This is a genomic window from Salmonella sp. NW38, assembly GCF_051807745.1.
Lineage (GTDB): Bacteria > Pseudomonadota > Gammaproteobacteria > Enterobacterales > Enterobacteriaceae > Salmonella > Salmonella enterica.
This window is the reverse complement of sequence record NZ_JAMMTO010000008.1, coordinates 31,550-47,903: the sequence shown is the minus strand read 5'-3', so window position 1 is coordinate 47,903 and position 16,354 is coordinate 31,550. Positions and strand designations below refer to the sequence as shown.

At 53.1% G+C, this 16,354-nt stretch carries 15 protein-coding genes and 1 pseudogene; 8 read left to right on the top strand and 8 right to left on the bottom strand.

The window, feature by feature from the left end:
• Positions 1-51: 51 nt before the first annotated feature.
• On the bottom strand, positions 52-2,400 hold the full coding sequence (gene sopA / locus NA624_RS14865) for an SPI-1 type III secretion system effector HECT-type E3 ubiquitin transferase SopA (RefSeq protein WP_000704005.1): 2,349 nt from the start codon (positions 2,398-2,400) through the stop codon (positions 52-54).
• A gap of 267 nt (positions 2,401-2,667) precedes the next feature.
• Between sopA and NA624_RS14860 the strand changes: the two are divergent.
• From NA624_RS14860 to NA624_RS14825, 8 genes and pseudogenes are all read left to right on the top strand, one after another.
• Positions 2,668-2,761: pseudogene (locus NA624_RS14860) on the top strand (heavy metal-binding domain-containing protein); the annotation flags it as partial.
• Between the two features lie 259 nt (positions 2,762-3,020).
• Entirely contained in the window at positions 3,021-5,297 is a 2,277-nt protein-coding gene (gene phsA, locus NA624_RS14855; protein ID WP_000028216.1) for a thiosulfate reductase PhsA, read from the top strand.
• 14 nt (positions 5,298-5,311) lie between these two features.
• Positions 5,312-5,890, top strand: a complete 579-nt coding sequence (phsB, locus tag NA624_RS14850; RefSeq protein WP_001016239.1) for a thiosulfate reductase electron transport protein PhsB — start codon at positions 5,312-5,314, stop codon at positions 5,888-5,890.
• Positions 5,887-6,651: a thiosulfate reductase cytochrome B subunit gene (gene phsC / locus NA624_RS14845; RefSeq protein ID WP_001092553.1), complete on the top strand. Its 765-nt coding sequence runs from the start codon at positions 5,887-5,889 to the stop codon at positions 6,649-6,651. Before phsB ends, phsC begins: the two co-directional genes overlap by 4 nt.
• A 123-nt stretch (positions 6,652-6,774) precedes the next feature.
• The gene (dacD, locus tag NA624_RS14840; RefSeq protein ID WP_000925050.1) at positions 6,775-7,947 is read left to right on the top strand and encodes a serine-type D-Ala-D-Ala carboxypeptidase DacD; all 1,173 of its coding nucleotides are present in this window, start codon (positions 6,775-6,777) and stop codon (positions 7,945-7,947) included.
• 150 nt (positions 7,948-8,097) lie between these two features.
• Complete coding sequence (gene sbmC / locus NA624_RS14835; RefSeq protein ID WP_000384326.1) at positions 8,098-8,565, top strand: DNA gyrase inhibitor SbmC; 468 nt, start codon at positions 8,098-8,100, stop codon at positions 8,563-8,565.
• 118 nt (positions 8,566-8,683) lie between these two features.
• Entirely contained in the window at positions 8,684-9,742 is a 1,059-nt protein-coding gene (locus tag NA624_RS14830; RefSeq protein ID WP_001200862.1) for an FUSC family protein, read from the top strand.
• 244 nt (positions 9,743-9,986) lie between these two features.
• A complete protein-coding gene (locus tag NA624_RS14825) occupies positions 9,987-10,322 on the top strand; it encodes a DUF496 family protein (RefSeq protein ID WP_000450405.1) in 336 nt (111 codons plus the stop codon).
• Between the two features lie 33 nt (positions 10,323-10,355).
• On the opposite strand, the gene pduX is transcribed toward NA624_RS14825, so the two are convergent.
• The 7 genes from pduX to pduQ form a co-directional block, all read right to left on the bottom strand.
• Positions 10,356-11,222, bottom strand: a complete 867-nt coding sequence (pduX, locus tag NA624_RS14820; protein ID WP_031603252.1) for an L-threonine kinase PduX — start codon at positions 11,220-11,222, stop codon at positions 10,356-10,358.
• 93 nt (positions 11,223-11,315) lie between these two features.
• Positions 11,316-12,530 carry a propanediol utilization propionate kinase PduW gene (gene pduW, locus NA624_RS14815; RefSeq protein ID WP_000120647.1) on the bottom strand — a complete coding sequence of 405 codons (1,215 nt, stop codon included), beginning with the start codon at positions 12,528-12,530 and terminating at the stop codon, positions 11,316-11,318.
• Positions 12,515-12,967: a propanediol utilization protein PduV gene (gene pduV / locus NA624_RS14810; protein WP_000826284.1), complete on the bottom strand. Its 453-nt coding sequence runs from the start codon at positions 12,965-12,967 to the stop codon at positions 12,515-12,517. Before pduV ends, pduW begins: the two co-directional genes overlap by 16 nt.
• Before the next feature lie 4 nt (positions 12,968-12,971).
• Positions 12,972-13,322 carry a propanediol utilization microcompartment protein PduU gene (gene pduU, locus NA624_RS14805; RefSeq protein ID WP_000441100.1) on the bottom strand — a complete coding sequence of 117 codons (351 nt, stop codon included), beginning with the start codon at positions 13,320-13,322 and terminating at the stop codon, positions 12,972-12,974.
• Positions 13,322-13,876 carry a propanediol utilization microcompartment protein PduT gene (pduT, locus tag NA624_RS14800; protein ID WP_000075774.1) on the bottom strand — a complete coding sequence of 185 codons (555 nt, stop codon included), beginning with the start codon at positions 13,874-13,876 and terminating at the stop codon, positions 13,322-13,324. Before pduT ends, pduU begins: the two co-directional genes overlap by 1 nt.
• Before the next feature lie 2 nt (positions 13,877-13,878).
• Entirely contained in the window at positions 13,879-15,234 is a 1,356-nt protein-coding gene (gene pduS, locus NA624_RS14795) for a cobalamin reductase PduS (RefSeq protein WP_001271295.1), read from the bottom strand.
• Complete coding sequence (gene pduQ / locus NA624_RS14790) at positions 15,231-16,343, bottom strand: 1-propanol dehydrogenase PduQ (protein WP_001091458.1); 1,113 nt, start codon at positions 16,341-16,343, stop codon at positions 15,231-15,233. Before pduQ ends, pduS begins: the two co-directional genes overlap by 4 nt.
• Positions 16,344-16,354: the final 11 nt, after the last annotated feature.

Here is a 16,354-nt window from a genome sequence, read left to right as displayed (position 1 = left end):
ACAGAGGGACACAACGCTGTGTCCCTTAATTCCATACGGGTTAAGGCTGGACTACGCCCAGGCCAGTGGCAGGATGGATGACAGAACACTCGGGAAATATTTTCTGGCATGACGTTGCATACTATCCGCCACAACGCTGGTACAGGTAAAGGCGCCATGGAGGCCGTGAAAACGGTCGGACCAGTCGGTAAACTGTTCGCTGGACGGGAAGATCGCCGGAGACAGCTCCCAGGCTTTCTGCATCAGCGCCTCCGCATAGCCTCTCAGGGCCGGCGGAGAGTCATGCTCAGTGCCGAAAATGGCGCTGGAGGAATAGCGTGCGAATGCGGTACTGAGACAGAACAGGGTTTCCGCCTGCTTCTGTGGGGTGGCGTCAGTCAGGTGATAAGCACTGAGGATGTGCTGGTAGTGTGCCGGGCTGAGTTTGCCTTCAGGAAGCAGGGGGTCAAAAATGGTGTTCAGACGCGACACTGAGGCATCATCAATCAACTTCACGGTGGAATGTTTCTGGTTCGTGGCGGCAATAAACTGCTGGTTCAGCTCCCCGTGCTCTTCAGTGCTGAGGATGATATCAATCAGTTCCCCAAAGCGTCGCTGCACGGCCTGCTGATTAAATGCGGCGAGAAACACCGGAAAGTCATGACGGAATAACTCTACCGGAGAGATTTGCGCGGTGGAAACGTTCTCTCCGGCTCGCAGCAGGTAAAAGTTGTCCCATGCAGTGTCAGGAGTAGGGTTTAGCATTGTTAACAGCGTGTCAGTGGAGAGCATCATCGCCGTGTCTGAATCCTGGGAGGAAAGCAGCAGGAAATTATCTGCAGCGCGGGTTGTCCAGTCCGGGCTGCCGTCATAATTGCCGAAGAGCCCATTATGGATGTGGGGAGACACCGCCGGGTGAGCAAGATACTGTTCATAAAGCGCTGCAGCTTTCTGGCGGATGCCATCAGTGCAGTCCACGCCTGTCATACAGTGTAAAATCACCTGATTAAAGAGTCCGCTGTGAGTGGTCATGGCGGCGCTGTTCCTGTCAAACGAATCCAGCAACACAGGCAGTATGCGCTGCTGATAATATGTGTCAGGAGCCGGCAGGGGAACGTCATTATAGGTCTGGCACTGGTGGGCAAAAAAACGTTCCTGAACAGGCCTGATCCACTCGCTGATAAGCGCACTTTGCGTATAGGGGGGGTGGGCCAGTACGCTCACCAGCGAGCTTTCAACTGGCCGGATACGTGCCTCTGTTAAGCGGCCACTCCGAAATGACTTTACCAGATCTTCCATTGCCCGGACTTTTTCCTGTCTGTATTTATCGGGCAGGTTGTTAATGGTCATCAGAATACTTTTACCATTATTATGTTCATGATTTAAAAATCCATCCACAGCGTTCTCAGTCCAAAGGAGTGGCATTTGCAGCCAGATATCACCTAGACGAATAAAATTTCCGCCCCCTGACACTGACGGAGGTGATGAATTATCCGGTTCATTTAAAATAACGTCGGAGAGGTTGGCTTTGTGAGGTATAAGCGTATTTTTTAAGGTTGTATTAATAAAAGAGGGCTGTTGTTGTGTAGTAATTGAATACAGTAAAGACACTTCATTCATGTCTGAATTACTAAATTTCGTATTACTGCAGACTACATCATTCAGTGTCGAATAAGTGAATCGGCATTCGTCAAAATGTAAATGAGATATATCAGAATAAGTAAATTTTGAATTTGAAAAGTTGAACCCCTTGATAATATCGCCGTCTCGCTTCATGAAGTTGGGGGGCAATATTTTGCTGAATTTAATATTACGGAAATCTGCGTTTGAAAAATCGCGATCTGCGGTCGTAAGGGGTTCTCCGGCTTGCTGTCGTAAAACTGCATCCGTGAGTTTCTTAGCCCAGTCGGCAGGTGATGACGGGGAAGACGTAGCCTGAAGTGAGAGGGAGGGGGATACTGGTGGTGTTCTACCTTCAGAAACCGTTGGCCTGTTATTGGCTGATACAGAGACTCCACCGGGGAGCGGGGCCGCACCTGTCACTCTGTAATTATAATCACGTGATTGATTTGCAATATGCTTGCGCATGAATGCTGCAGTCATTTTTGAGGCATCTTCTTCTGAAATATTTTTCTTACCTGTATTATTTGTATCTTTAATATTTTTAACAGTAATCAATGTTTTGTTTAAGGTGTTTTTATCTTTCCGCTGAAAGAAGTCTTTTATTTTTTGTGGTAACGTGAACTCAATCGGTGAGTCCTTTCCTGTTTTAAATTTTTCATTTAAAGATGTATGCGTGTTTTTAACACTGGTTATTTTTGAGGCGATCCCGTTTTTCGTATGTTCACGAATAGAGGTAATTAATTTTTTAACCTGGTTAGGAATAGTAGAAAAATTAATTGTGCCTGATGATATTTTCATTAGAATTCCTTATCAACATCATTATGGAAAAACGGTCTGGATTTTTAACGCCTTAGAAGTAAGTTTCATATGTCGGTATGGCGATGGAGATCACAATTCACCATGTTATCTGGCAGGTTTCTTTCAGAAAGTGTCCATCCTGCCATCATGTCACCGTATTGTGGGATGCTGACGTATCTGCGGAAAAATCCATGCATAAGAGAGCGGGTCGGGTAATGAAGCCTATAAGTGCGCAAAAGTAAACCCGCTTTGATGCTCAATCAGCGTTTTTTCGCCGGCATTCGGGATATCGTCGGCGGACGGTCCGGCGCGTATGAGAAAGAACTGCGAAAAGCCGCGCGAAATCGCTTTTCAGGAACTAATCGTTTTTTTTAAAATATTATTACGTGTTATTGGAGTTGTATCATTTTTATAATTAACAGTGGGTTGTTTGATAATTCTGCTGATTATTCAATGACAGTCGATGTGCGTGTTCAGAAAATATAAAATTTTTATAAAACAAAAGGTTTTATCGTGTTGGCGTGTTCATTTTAACAACTATTTCAAATTGTGATTGAAGCCGACATTTCATAATACAAATTAAATATAATCTTCAGCTATATCTAATAACAGGAGGTTATATGAGCATTAGTCGTCGTTCTTTTTTGCAGGGGGTAGGCATCGGCTGCTCTGCCTGCGCGCTGGGCGCTTTTCCGCCCGGGGCGCTGGCGCGCAACCCGATTGCCGGCATTAACGGTAAAACCACGCTAACGCCAAGCTTGTGCGAAATGTGTTCCTTTCGTTGCCCTATTCAGGCGCAGGTAGTCAATAACAAGACCGTTTTTATCCAGGGCAATCCTTCTGCGCCGCAGCAGGGGACGCGCATATGCGCCAGGGGCGGGAGCGGCGTCAGCCTGGTCAATGACCCGCAACGGATTGTAAAACCTATGAAACGCACCGGGCCACGCGGCGACGGTGAATGGCAGGTGATTAGCTGGCAACAGGCTTACCAGGAAATCGCGGCGAAAATGAATGCCATCAAAGCGCAGCATGGCCCCGAGAGCGTGGCTTTCTCTTCCAAATCGGGCTCGCTCTCCAGCCATCTTTTCCATCTGGCTACGGCCTTTGGTTCGCCTAATACCTTTACTCACGCCTCAACATGCCCTGCCGGGAAAGCCATTGCGGCAAAAGTGATGATGGGCGGCGATCTGGCGATGGATATCGCTAACACGCGCTATCTGGTTTCGTTTGGCCACAATTTGTATGAAGGGATTGAAGTTGCCGATACCCATGAGTTAATGACCGCGCAGGAGAAGGGGGCCAAAATGGTGAGCTTCGATCCGCGTTTGTCGATATTTTCCAGCAAGGCGGATGAGTGGCACGCTATTCGTCCCGGGGGGGATTTAGCGGTTCTGCTGGCGATGTGCCACGTCATGATTGATGAACAACTCTACGATGCGTCTTTTGTTGAGCGTTATACCAGCGGATTTGAACAGTTAGCACAGGCGGTAAAAGAGACGACGCCGGAATGGGCCGCCGCGCAGGCCGATGTCCCGGCCGACGTTATTGTCCGGGTGACACGCGAACTGGCCGCCTGCGCGCCTCACGCTATTGTCAGTCCTGGTCATCGCGCGACGTTCTCGCAGGAAGAGATCGATATGCGGCGTATGATTTTTACGCTTAATGTACTGCTCGGTAATATTGAGCGCGAAGGCGGGCTATATCAGAAAAAAAACGCGTCGGTTTACAACAAACTGGCCGGAGAAAAGGTCGCGCCAACGCTGGCGAAACTCAACATTAAAAATATGCCGAAACCGACGGCGCAACGCATCGATTTGATCGCACCGCAGTTTAAATATATCGCCGCTGGCGGCGGCGTGGTGCAAAGCATTATTGACGCGGTGTTAACCGAGAAGCCTTACCCGATAAAGGCGTGGATTATGTCGCGGCATAATCCTTTCCAGACCGTCACCTGTCGTTCGGACCTAGTAAAAACCGTTGAGCAACTGGATCTGGTGGTCAGTTGCGATGTCTATTTGAGCGAGAGCGCGGCATATGCCGACTATCTGCTGCCGGAATGCACCTATCTCGAACGGGACGAAGAGGTATCGGATATGTCGGGACTGCACCCGGCTTACGCTCTGCGCCAACAGGTCGTAGAGCCGATTGGCGAGGCGCGTCCGAGTTGGCAAATCTGGAAAGAACTTGGCGAGCAGTTGGGATTAGGGCTGTACTATCCGTGGCAGGATATGCAGACGCGCCAACTCTATCAGTTGAACGGCGACCATGCCTTAGCGAAGGAACTGCGACAGAAAGGGTATCTCGAATGGGGAGTTCCGCTGCTATTACGCGAACCAGAATCCGTTCGCCAGTTTACGGCGCGTTACCCCGGCGCTATCGCGACGGACAGCGACAACACCTATGGCGAACAGCTTCGCTTCAAATCGCCCTCCGGCAAAATCGAACTTTATTCCGCAACCCTGGAGGAATTGCTCCCAGGCTACGGCGTTCCGCGCGTTCGTGACTTTGCGCTTAAAAAAGAGAATGAGCTTTACTTCATTCAGGGCAAGGTGGCCGTGCATACCAATGGCGCGACGCAGTACGTACCTTTACTCAGCGAGCTAATGTGGGATAACGCGGTCTGGGTCCATCCGCAAACGGCGCAAGAAAAAGGCATTAAGACCGGAGATGAGATCTGGCTGGAAAATGCTACGGGTAAAGAGAAAGGTAAGGCGCTGGTGACGCCCGGTATCCGTCCGGACACGCTTTTTGTCTATATGGGATTTGGCGCTAAAGCTGGGGCCAAAACGGCGGCGACGACACACGGTATCCACTGTGGCAATTTACTGCCGCATGTGACGAGTCCGGTATCCGGTACGGTAGTGCATACCGCAGGCGTGACGCTGAGCCGGGCATGAGGGAGGAGGGAACCATGAATCATTTAACGAATCAGTACGTCATGCTGCATGATGAAAAACGTTGTATCGGCTGCCAGGCGTGTACCGTTGCCTGCAAAGTGCTTAATGACGTACCGGAGGGATTTAGCCGCGTACAGGTACAAATTCGCGCCCCTGAACAGGCATCCAACGCACTAACCCATTTTCAATTTGTCCGCGTCTCCTGTCAGCACTGTGAAAATGCGCCATGTGTCAGCGTTTGTCCTACCGGAGCGTCATATCGTGATGAAAACGGGATCGTGCAGGTGGATAAATCGCGCTGTATTGGCTGCGATTATTGTGTTGCCGCATGTCCTTTCCAGGTGCGCTATTTGAATCCGCAAACCGGCGTCGCCGACAAGTGTAACTTCTGTGCCGACACGCGGTTGGCGGCTGGCCAGTCTCCGGCGTGCGTATCCGTTTGCCCAACGGACGCGCTGAAATTCGGCAGACTGGATGAGAGCGAGATCCAGCGCTGGGTCGGTCAGAAAGAGGTCTATCGCCAGCAGGAGGCGCGTAGCGGCGCGGTCAGTCTGTACCGTCGTAAAGAAGTCCATCAGGAGGGTAAAGCATGAATACTATCTGGGGAGCGGAACTACATTATGCGCCAGATTATTGGCCGCTGTGGTTAATTTACGCAGGCGTCGTGGTGCTGCTCATGCTTGTTGGGCTGGTTATCCATGCGTTATTGCGCCGGATGCTGGCGCCAAAAACGGCGGGCGGCGAAGAGCATCGTGACTATCTCTACTCGCTGGCGATTCGCCGTTGGCATTGGGGAAATGCGTTACTGTTTGTTTTATTACTGTTAAGCGGTTTATTTGGTCATTTTTCTCTCGGCCCTGTAGCGCTAATGGTACAAGTGCATACCTGGTGTGGTTTTGCCTTACTGGCTTTCTGGGTCGGGTTTGTGCTGATCAACCTCACCACAGGTAACGGGCGTCACTATCGGGTAAATTTTTCCGGACTGGTGACGCGCTGCATACGCCAGACGCGTTTTTACCTTTTTGGCATTATGAAAGGGGAAGCGCATCCGTTCGCGGCAACAGAGCAGAATAAGTTCAATCCACTGCAACAACTGGCATATCTGGCGATTATGTACGCGCTGGTACCGCTGTTAATCATCACCGGTTTGCTGTGTCTCTATCCGCAGGTTGCGGGTCTGGGCCCTGTGATGCTGGTGCTGCATATGGCGCTTGCTATCATCGGCTTACTGTTTATTTGCGCGCATCTCTATCTGTGTACTCTTGGCGACACGCCGGGACAAATTTTCCGTAGCATGGTTGACGGCTATCATCGTCATCGTACCGCGCCGCGCGGGGATAAGTCCGCCGTCTGAGCGTATCCATAAAATAAAGTCAGCAAGAAAATGTGCCTTGTGTCACATTTTCTTGCAATTTATCCATGTTTGTTTAACTGAACTTCCGTAAAAAGAACGGCAAATAGAGACCATCCTGAGGACATGCTGTTGAAACGCCGTTTGTTTATTGCCGCTTCTTTATTCGCAATGCACCTTTCTCCTGCGCTTGCGGCCGATGCCGTAAGTTTTGCTCCCCAACCGCCAGCCATTGATGCAGGCGCCTGGGTGTTGATGGATTACACTACGGGACAGGTTCTTACCGCCGGTAATGAACACCAGCAACGTAATCCTGCCAGCCTTACCAAGCTAATGACGGGCTACGTCGTCGATCGCGCCATCGATAGTCATCGTATCAGCCCTGACGATATCGTCACCGTTGGGCGCGACGCCTGGGCGAAGGATAATCCGGTGTTTGTCGGCTCCTCGTTGATGTTTTTAAAAGAAGGGGATCGCGTGTCGGTGCGTGATTTAAGCCGTGGCTTAATCGTGGATTCCGGTAACGATGCCTGTGTGGCGCTGGCGGATTATATCGCGGGCGGGCAGCCGCAGTTTGTGGCGATGATGAACAGCTATGTGAAAAAACTCAATTTGCAGGATACCCATTTTGAAACCGTCCACGGTCTGGATGCGCCGGGACAACATAGCTCCGCGTATGATCTGGCCGTACTCTCCCGGGCGATTATTCACGGCGAACCTGAATTTTATCACATGTACAGCGAGAAAAGCCTGACCTGGAACGGCATCACGCAGCAGAACCGCAACGGCTTGTTGTGGGATAAGACCATGCATATTGATGGGCTTAAAACCGGACACACATCGGGGGCGGGATATAATCTTATCGCATCGGCGGTGGACGGGCAGCGTCGACTTATCGCTGTTGTGATGGGAGCGAAAAGTTCGAAAGGCCGTGAAGAACAGGCGCGAAAACTGTTGCAGTGGGGCCTGCAAAACTTTGCGACGGTGCAGATTTTGCACAGCGGTAAAAAAGTGGGCAGCGAGCGAATCTGGTATGGAGACAAAGAAAAGATTGCGCTGGGTACGGAACAGGATTTCTGGATGGCGCTGCCTAAAGCGGAAATTCCGCATATCAAAGCAAAATATGTGCTGGATAGAAAAGAGCTGGAGGCTCCAATCGCCGCTCATCAACAGGTAGGTGAAATAGAGCTCTACGATCGGGATAAACTGATCGCTCAGTGGCCGCTGGTCACTCTGGAATCGGTGGGTAAAGGCGGTATGTTCTCTCGTCTGAGCGACTATTTTCAGCATAAAGCGTAAGCCGTTGTCACATACCGTTCACCGTCATCTGAGGTGTCAAAAGGGCGGGATTGCGAGGTTGCTCACAAAATGATCACGCTGTCCTTGTGACCGTAAAATGCTGTAATTATACTGTACATTCATACAGTATGGTAAAGTGACGGAGGCAGCATGGATTACGAAATCAGGCAGGAACAAAAACGCAAGATAGCAGGTTTCCACATGGTCGGTCCATGGGAACACACCGTGAAGCAGGGTTTTGAACAACTGATGACGTGGGTGGATCGACAGCGGATCGTGCCAGTTGAATGGATTGCCGTCTATTACGACAATCCAGATGTCGTACCTGCAGAAAAACTCCGCTGCGATACCGTGGTGTCCGTGGCAGAGAATTTCATCCTGCCGGACAATAGTGAAGGCGTAATCGTGACCGCCATTGAAGGCGGCGAATATGCCACTGCTGTCGCGCGAGTGGAAGACCGTGACTTTGCGAAGCCGTGGGAACGGTTTTTTGACGTCCTGGAGCAGGATAGCGCTTATCAGATAGCCTCTGCGCCCTGTTTTGAAACCTATCTGAATAACGGTATGGAAGATGGATACTGGGATATTGAAATGTATATTCCGGTACAGCGGAAGTGATCGACTGGTTTCCTGTCTGAAAAGAGCGGACGGATAATGTGTTCCGTCCGCCAGTGCGCTATTTTTGCTATAAAGCAGGTACAATGCATTTTTTGCCATTCCCGTAAGGAGCGCAAGCGTGCGTGCCGATAAGTCATTAAGCCCTTTTGAAATACGGTTGTACCGTCATTATCGCATCGTGCATGGCATACGTATCGCCCTGGCGTTCATTCTTACCTTTCTGCTGGTTCGTCTGTTTTCTATTCCCGAGGGCACATGGCCGCTAATCACGTTAGTGGTGATTATGGGGCCCATCTCATTCTGGGGAAATGTAGTGCCTCGTGCTTTTGAGCGCATAGGCGGTACGATCCTGGGCGCGGCGTTAGGGTTGGTGGCGCTACGCCTGGAGCTCTTTTCCTTACCGCTGATGCTGGTGTGGTGTGCGATAGCGATGTTTTTGTGCGGCTGGCTGGCATTAGGGAAAAAACCGTATCAGGCGCTACTGATAGGCATAACGCTCGCCGTTGTTGTCGGCGCTCCCGCTGGTGATATGAATACGGCATTATGGCGTGGCGGGGATGTGATTTTGGGGTCGCTACTGGCGATGTTGTTTACCGGCGTCTGGCCCCAGCGCGCCTTTTTGCACTGGCGCATCCAACTGGCGCATTGCGTCACGGCGTATAATCGGGTGTATCAGGCAGCGCTGTCGCCGAATTTGCTGGAGCGCCCCCGGTTGGATAAACATTTGCAACGGTTGCTGAACGATGTCGTCAAAATGCGCGGGCTGATAACGCCCGCCAGTAAAGAAACCCGGATACAAAAATCTATTTTCGAGGCCATTCAGACCATCAACCGCAATCTGGTTTGTATGCTTGAATTACAAATCAATGCCCACTGGGCGACGCGCGCCAGCCATTTTGTGATGCTTAACGCGCACACATTGCGTGAAACCCAGCAGATGACGCAGCAAACCTTGCTAACGATCGCCCACGCGTTGTTTGAAGGCAACCCGCAGCCGGTACTGGCAAACACCGGTAAACTGAATGATATTGCTGCCGAGTTGCGGCAGCTAATGAACGAGCAGCAGGGTGACGCGGTGGCTGAAACCCCCATCCACGGCTATGTTTGGCTAAGTATGGAAACGGCCCGACAGTTGGAACTGCTTTCGCATTTGATCTGCCGGGCTTTGCGCAAATAAAAAGCAGATGGGGCGAATGAATTTGTTGCTGCTTCGATTCAGCAAAGATTAAGAGTATGATACTAATATAAGGATAAAATGAGTGCTACTGGCAACGATTTTATCTCCGAACCTTCAGGTTTCCCCAGACGGCGACGTAACGGTGTTTCCTCTGGCGGCTTGAAGTATGACGGGGATAAACGTAATGTTTATCCACTAGCAGTTGCTTAACGAATCCGAATCTCACATTATCAGGGGTGTAAAAATGGAAACAACCAAGCCTTCTTTCCAGGACGTGCTGGAGTTTGTTCGTCTGTTCCGTCGCAAAAATAAACTGCAACGTGAAATTCAGGACATTGAGAAGAAGATCCGTGACAACCAGAAGCGTGTGCTGCTGCTGGACAACCTGAGCGACTACATCAAGCCAGGTATGAGCGTTGAGGCGATTCAGGGTATCATCGCCAGTATGAAAAGCGACTATGAAGATCGTGTTGATGACTACATCATTAAAAATGCCGAAATCTCCAAAGAGCGTCGCGACATTTCCAAAAAGCTGAAAGCGATGGGCGAAATGAAACACGCCGATGTAAAAGCCGAATAATGCGCTACGGCAGTGGGAGCGTATATCAGGCTCTCACTGCAGTTTGACCCCGCCTGTGACCATCTTGAGTAAATGTTGTTTTGGCCAGTGTCGGGTAAGTTTTTTCTCTGCCAGCTTACCTTTCAGACGCGCAATATCATGACGTTTCCGGTCCAGCATCAGACCCACCACGCTACCGCTATGCGCCACGTTCAATCCGTATAAATCACACTCTTCGACTAGCGACAGCAGGGCGGTAAAGCCCGGCTTAGGTAACAGCGTCTGGCTGGCGATAGCGCTAAGCGTAGCCGCCTCACCCAGTCGGAGCGGATTTTGCGTTATACAGGCTTCCTGCACCAGATTCCAGGCCTGCTGCAAGGTTGCTGAACTTGCTATTAATTTCTGCTGGCGAGGGAGACGGTGGTAATCTTGCGTGCGCAGTGTGACCGGGCTTTCCAGTACCAGCAAATCGATTGGCGGCGGTGGCTCGCAGGCGATTTGCGTGGCCGCATTATTATGATCAAACAGCGTTAACTGATGAAAAACGGTGCTATCAGTGGGTTCGATTGAGACGCAAAGCTGTGCAAGGGTGGTTTCATCCAGCGAATGGCCAAGATGATGCGCCGTTGCCACTGCCGTAGCGGCAATATCTGCGGTGCTGCTGGCCATGCCTTTGGCAACAGGAATTGACGAACGCACATCGACGCGAATCTCGTTACTCCAGTGCGCAGGATACTGCCAGTGCGCCAAAACGCGCTCCACCATCGCCCGCGACGATGGGCGCTCGTTTACCAGCGGCGGCGCAGCCGTGACTGCTACGGTGCTGTACCAGTCAACAGGGCAGGAGATCAGTTTCTCACTGCCCAGAATCCATCCCTGGATAAGTTCCCCGCATGAGGCGGGGCATTGCGCAACAGCCACGTTATCACCTTTCAGGTACGAATAGTGTGCGCGCATAGTGTCATGGTAAAAGCGTTATTACCATGACTTGCCGCAATGCGTCGTATAACCCTCTCAGGCTGGTACACAAAGCCCTTCCGTGGCCGGTAGCGCAATGCGCATAACGTCTTGTGCGATCATTAACTCTTCGTTGGTGTTGATGACGGCGACTTTCACCAGGGCGTTCTCCGTCTGGATAAATGTCGCATTACGTTGATTTTTCTCTTCATCAACGGCTAAGCCCAAAAATTGCAAATTATGGCACACCGCCGATCTGGCGCGCGCTGAGTTCTCGCCAATGCCCCCAGTGAATACCAGCGCATCCAGTCCTCCCATTTGCATAATATAGCTGCCAATGGTGGCGCGAATGCGTTCGGCAAACAGAGTGAGAGCGAGTTTAGCCTGCCGGTTACCGGTATTGGCTGCCTGTTCGACATCGCGGTAATCAGACGACACGCCAGAAACGCCCAGCAAGCCTGACTCATTATTTAATAACTGATTCAACTGTTGCGGCGTTTTGCTTTCGCGCTGGGCTATCCACGGCAGAATAGAGGGATCAATATCTCCGCTACGGGTGCCCATCATCACGCCTGACTGCGGCGTGAAGCCCATCGACGTATTGACCGAACGCCCGTTCTTGATAGCGCAAATGCTGCTACCGTTTCCAAGATGACAACAAATCACCCGTAATGCGCTGAGTGGTACGCCCAGCTTTTCAGCCAGAACGCCGCTGACATACTTATGGCTGGTGCCATGAAAGCCATAACGGCGAATCCCCAGTTCAGCGTAATAATGCCAGGGAAGCGGGTAAATATAAGCGGGTTCATCCAGCGTCTGGTGAAATGCCGTATCAAACACGGCTACGGAAGGGGCATCAGGCAACAGTTGACGAAAAACGTGAATACCCAACGCGTTTACCGGGTTGTGAAGCGGAGCCAGTTCGGCAAGACGTTCGATTTGCGCTAACGTTTCATCCGTGACCAGCGTCGAGTCTTTAAAAAACTCACCGCCGTGCGCCACACGATGGCCCACCCCGTCAATGTCCCGCAGACTGTTAATGATTTGATAACCCAGCAGCTTTTCCAGAAGCAGCGTTACCGCATCGCGATGATCGGCAACGGGGACGGTTTCCTGCCATTTTTGGCTGTGCGTCTTAATTGTCACCTGCGCATCCGCCATACCGATACGTTCAATCAGCCCCTGACAGAGCATGTCGCCCTGCGGCATCTCCAGCAGCTGGAATTTTAACGATGAGCTGCCGGCGTTAATGGCCATTATTTTGTAAGACATAAAGGTTCCTTCGAATTCAGAAAATCCAGCACGGCGTCGAGACCCGAATTATTCAACGCGCTGGTAATAAAAATCTGCCGGGCGCCAGCCTGCGTAAGCCATTCCGCAACCAGCGAAATACGCTGCGGCTCGGCGAGATCGGCCTTGGTGACCAGGCCAATCGTCGGGCGGTTCATCGGGGCGGTAAACCCCGGAGAAAAGGGCGACCACTGGGCGTCGGCATTCAGCACCAGCGCGATGACGTCGGCCTCGCAGGCGCTGGTCAGCAGGGCGCTATACAGGCAGCGGTTCTCCAGATATTCGCCCGGCGTATCGATAGTCATCGGAGACCATTCAATGGCCTGGGTTTTCTGATAATGGAGCGCTTCGCCGCGCAGGCTTTGGGTTAGCGAGGTTTTCCCGCACTGGCTGGGGCCGATAAACATCAAACGCTTCATGACGTTACGTCCGGGTGATCGAGCAAGTGGTGAACTGCATCATCTCGCCCAGGGTGCGCGTCACCTGTTTAAGGGCATATTCCACGGCGGAAACATCGCCAGTCAGCACCACCGCGCCGGTAAAGCGGTCAAGAAAACCAATCTCCACCGCGCCGGATTTGGTAGCAATATCGCAGGCAATAATAGATGCTTCGCTCGGCGTGATGGTAAGGATGCCAATGGCGGACACCGCATCCGGCAGGCCCAGCTTCTTAAATAAATCTTTTCCCGGATTGGCAATCAGGTGCGCGAGAGTGACCTGTTTCCCCGGCACGTATTCCTGAATCATGCGATCCGTTGTTGGCTGTCTTTCCATTATCCCTCCACCATCTGTCGCCACATGGCTTCATGCGGGCGCGGGATCACCGAGCGGTAAACCAGCAACCCTTTCTCGCCCGCGCTTTCGCTGGCGACCGTCACGGCGTTGTTGACGTCAGAAACATCGCCTGCCACCACCATGTAGCATTTACCGCCGATGCCGAAGGCCATATGCACCCGCACCAGGGTGACGTTTGAGCCTTTCACCGCCCGGTCTGCGGCGCTGATGCAGGCCGCCACGCTCCAGGTTTCGACGATACCTACCGCCTGGCGCTTATCGACGCTGTTCAGGCCGCTGATGGCCGGAAGTACGCTGGGATGAATATTTGCCAGCACCAGGCTGTCGACGAGCATCTCGCCGGCCTGCGACGTACCGGTTTCAATAGCCTGCTGGACAGCGCCGATATCCCCGCCGAGCATCAGTAAAAACTTCCCCGGACAGATGGTCTTGCTGACCAGCAGATCGACGTTGGCGCTTTTCAGCATGGCATCACCAAGCTCCATGCCTTTGGCGATGCTGGTGAGTTCTAAAATTCCTATAGCCTGAGACATGGTTAACCTCTTACAACCGTGATGGCCTGTTCGCTGATGGCCGAAACAATGCCGTCGATGCTGGCGTGAATGGGGGTGCCGAGCGCGCCAGGCGGGACATCGGCAACGCACTGTCCGCGCGTCACGCGCTCGCCGACGGCAACAGTCGGTACTGCGCTGGCACCAATATGCTGGCGCAGCTGCAAAGTGACTTTTTTTACTGACGGCTCTTCTTCAACCAGCGGAGCTTCCTGGTACCAGGGGCTTAGTCCCAGTTTGGCGATCAGCCGCTTCACCGGCACCAGGCGATATTTCGCCATTTCGTCGGCCGGGTTCAGCGGCCCTTCGTAGCGCTGGTTTTGCGCCCGCAGCTCGCGTTTTAACATGCGGTTGATGCGCATCGGCGAGATCCCCACCGGGCAGGCCACGCTTTCGCAAACGTTGCATTCCGAGCAGGTAAGGGCGCTCAGCAGCAACTGCGGCGTGGCGGCCTGGTGAAAGTTCACCGCCCGCACCAGCAGGTGCGGGGAGAGTTCGTGGCCGATCAGGTGTCGCGGACAGAGATCGGTACACAGTCGGCACTGTTCGCAGACGGTGCGCGCGACGGAAAGCACCGTGCGCTCGTCCTGTATTCTCCGCTGGATAAGCGGATGGTTTTTGGGGAGCACCAGCAGGCCGCCGGTAGTTTTCGTCACCGGGTTATCAAGAGAGGTAATCAGGCCACCCATCATCGGGCCGCCGTTAATAAAACCAGGGTCGTCGACCGTTGCGCCGCCCGCCAGCACCAGCACTTCATGCAGTGACATGCCGACAGGAACGGTAACGGTCAACGGTCTGGCGACCGCGCCGTTCACGGTCAACGTGCGACGAGTGACCGGAAACTGCTGCTCGACCGCCCGGGCAATATTCAGCACCGTTTGCACGTTATTGACGACCACGCCGACGCTGGCCGGTAGCGCAGCCGGGGCGACCCGGCGGCCGGTTGCCATCCAGATAGTCAGCACCTCATCGCCCGCAGGATAAACATCCGGCAGGATATGCAGGCGGATACCGGCTGGCAGCTGTGGGGTAAGGGCATCGATGGCCCGGCGGTATTTTTCTTTCAGGGCTATCACCCCTTCGCGCGCGCCGGTTGCCGTCATCGCGTACTGCACGCCGCGCACAAGGCGCGCAGCTTGCTGCCACATCAGTTGCTGGTCAACTTTGAGCATCGGTTCACATTCGGCGGCGTTCACCAGAAAAATCTCTACCTGCGCCTGTAGTTTGACGTGAGCGGGAAAACCTGCGCCGCCCGCACCCACAACGCCCGCTGCGCGGACGCGCTCGCGAATTTCATCGGCGCTATGGGACATTTCAACGCTATTGATGGCGGCGCTCATAGCAGTTCCTCCAGCAGCTCGCGAATTTCCTCGGCGCTGGCCGGGCGCGGGTTGGTGCGCAGCGTGATATCCGCCAGCGCGGCCTGCACCATCGCCGGAATACGTGCGGAAAAGTCGGATCTTCCTTCTTTAAGCGCAACGGCCAGTGAGGGAAGGGCGCAGCGTTGCTTAAGCAGTTCGATTTGCTGAATCAGCGCATTGATTGCCGCAACGTCATTGGCTTCTGCCGGGCAAAAACCGCAGGCTTTGGCCATTCGCGCGTAGCGTTTGGCTGCGCGCGGAACTCCGGCGTTAAAACGGATCACCGTCGTGAGCAGCAGCGCATTGGCCAGCCCGTGCGGCAGATGGAACTGTCCGCCTAGCTGGTGAGCTATCGCGTGGTTAAGCCCCAGCCCCGCCTGGCTGAAGGCCATCCCGGCGAGCGTTGAAGCGTTGTGCATTTTCCCGCGCGTCGCCACGCAGTCGCCTTTTTCCACCGCCGTGGGCAGGTACTGAAACACCAGTTTGGCGGCTTTTTCCGCCAGCGCGTCGGTAAAGTCGCTGGCGTGCGGTGAAACCCACGCTTCCAGGGCGTGGGTCAGCACGTCCATGCCGGTGTTGGCGGTAATCTGCGGCGGTACGCTGACCACCAGCTCCGGGTCGAGGATCGCCATATCCGGATACAGCGCATTATTGAACAGCGGATACTTGATGCCTTTATCCGGGTCGCTAATTACGCAGGCGCTGGTCACTTCCGAGCCGGTGCCGCTGGTGGTCGGGATCGCCACGCAGGTTTCGATATTGATGCCGCTTTGCTGGCTAAACCAGACAATCGCTTTTGCCGCGTCCATTGCCGAGCCGCCGCCAAAACCGATCACCACCTGCGGTTGCAGGGCCTGCATTTGCGCAATGCCCTGCACCACGGTATGGATGGTGGGGTCCGGCGTTATCTCGCTAAAGACGCTGATGCGGTTATCTGCGGGCAGCGCGTTACGCAGCGTATCCAGCAGCGGAGAGCGCGCCAGAAAACCATCGCAGATTATCCAGATGTGCTTATTGGTAAAGCGCTTGAGCACCGCCAGGCTGCCCTGACCGCTGTACAACCGCGTTTGTAGTGAGAAGGTATTCATCGCGACCTCGG

Coding starts and splice junctions, on each gene's coding strand:
- pduU (WP_000441100.1), bottom strand. CDS start 13,322: ATGGAAAGACAGCCAACAACGGATCGCATGATTCAGGAATACGTGCCG.
- phsC (WP_001092553.1), top strand. CDS start 5,887: ATGAATACTATCTGGGGAGCGGAACTACATTATGCGCCAGATTATTGG.
- pduW (WP_000120647.1), bottom strand. CDS start 12,530: ATGTCTTACAAAATAATGGCCATTAACGCCGGCAGCTCATCGTTAAAA.
- NA624_RS14825 (WP_000450405.1), top strand. CDS start 9,987: ATGGAAACAACCAAGCCTTCTTTCCAGGACGTGCTGGAGTTTGTTCGT.
- pduV (WP_000826284.1), bottom strand. CDS start 12,967: ATGAAGCGTTTGATGTTTATCGGCCCCAGCCAGTGCGGGAAAACCTCG.
- phsB (WP_001016239.1), top strand. CDS start 5,312: ATGAATCATTTAACGAATCAGTACGTCATGCTGCATGATGAAAAACGT.
- dacD (WP_000925050.1), top strand. CDS start 6,775: ATGCTGTTGAAACGCCGTTTGTTTATTGCCGCTTCTTTATTCGCAATG.
- sbmC (WP_000384326.1), top strand. CDS start 8,098: ATGGATTACGAAATCAGGCAGGAACAAAAACGCAAGATAGCAGGTTTC.
- pduT (WP_000075774.1), bottom strand. CDS start 13,876: ATGTCTCAGGCTATAGGAATTTTAGAACTCACCAGCATCGCCAAAGGC.
- sopA (WP_000704005.1), bottom strand. CDS start 2,400: ATGAAAATATCATCAGGCACAATTAATTTTTCTACTATTCCTAACCAG.
- phsA (WP_000028216.1), top strand. CDS start 3,021: ATGAGCATTAGTCGTCGTTCTTTTTTGCAGGGGGTAGGCATCGGCTGC.
- pduQ (WP_001091458.1), bottom strand. CDS start 16,343: ATGAATACCTTCTCACTACAAACGCGGTTGTACAGCGGTCAGGGCAGC.
- pduS (WP_001271295.1), bottom strand. CDS start 15,234: ATGAGCGCCGCCATCAATAGCGTTGAAATGTCCCATAGCGCCGATGAA.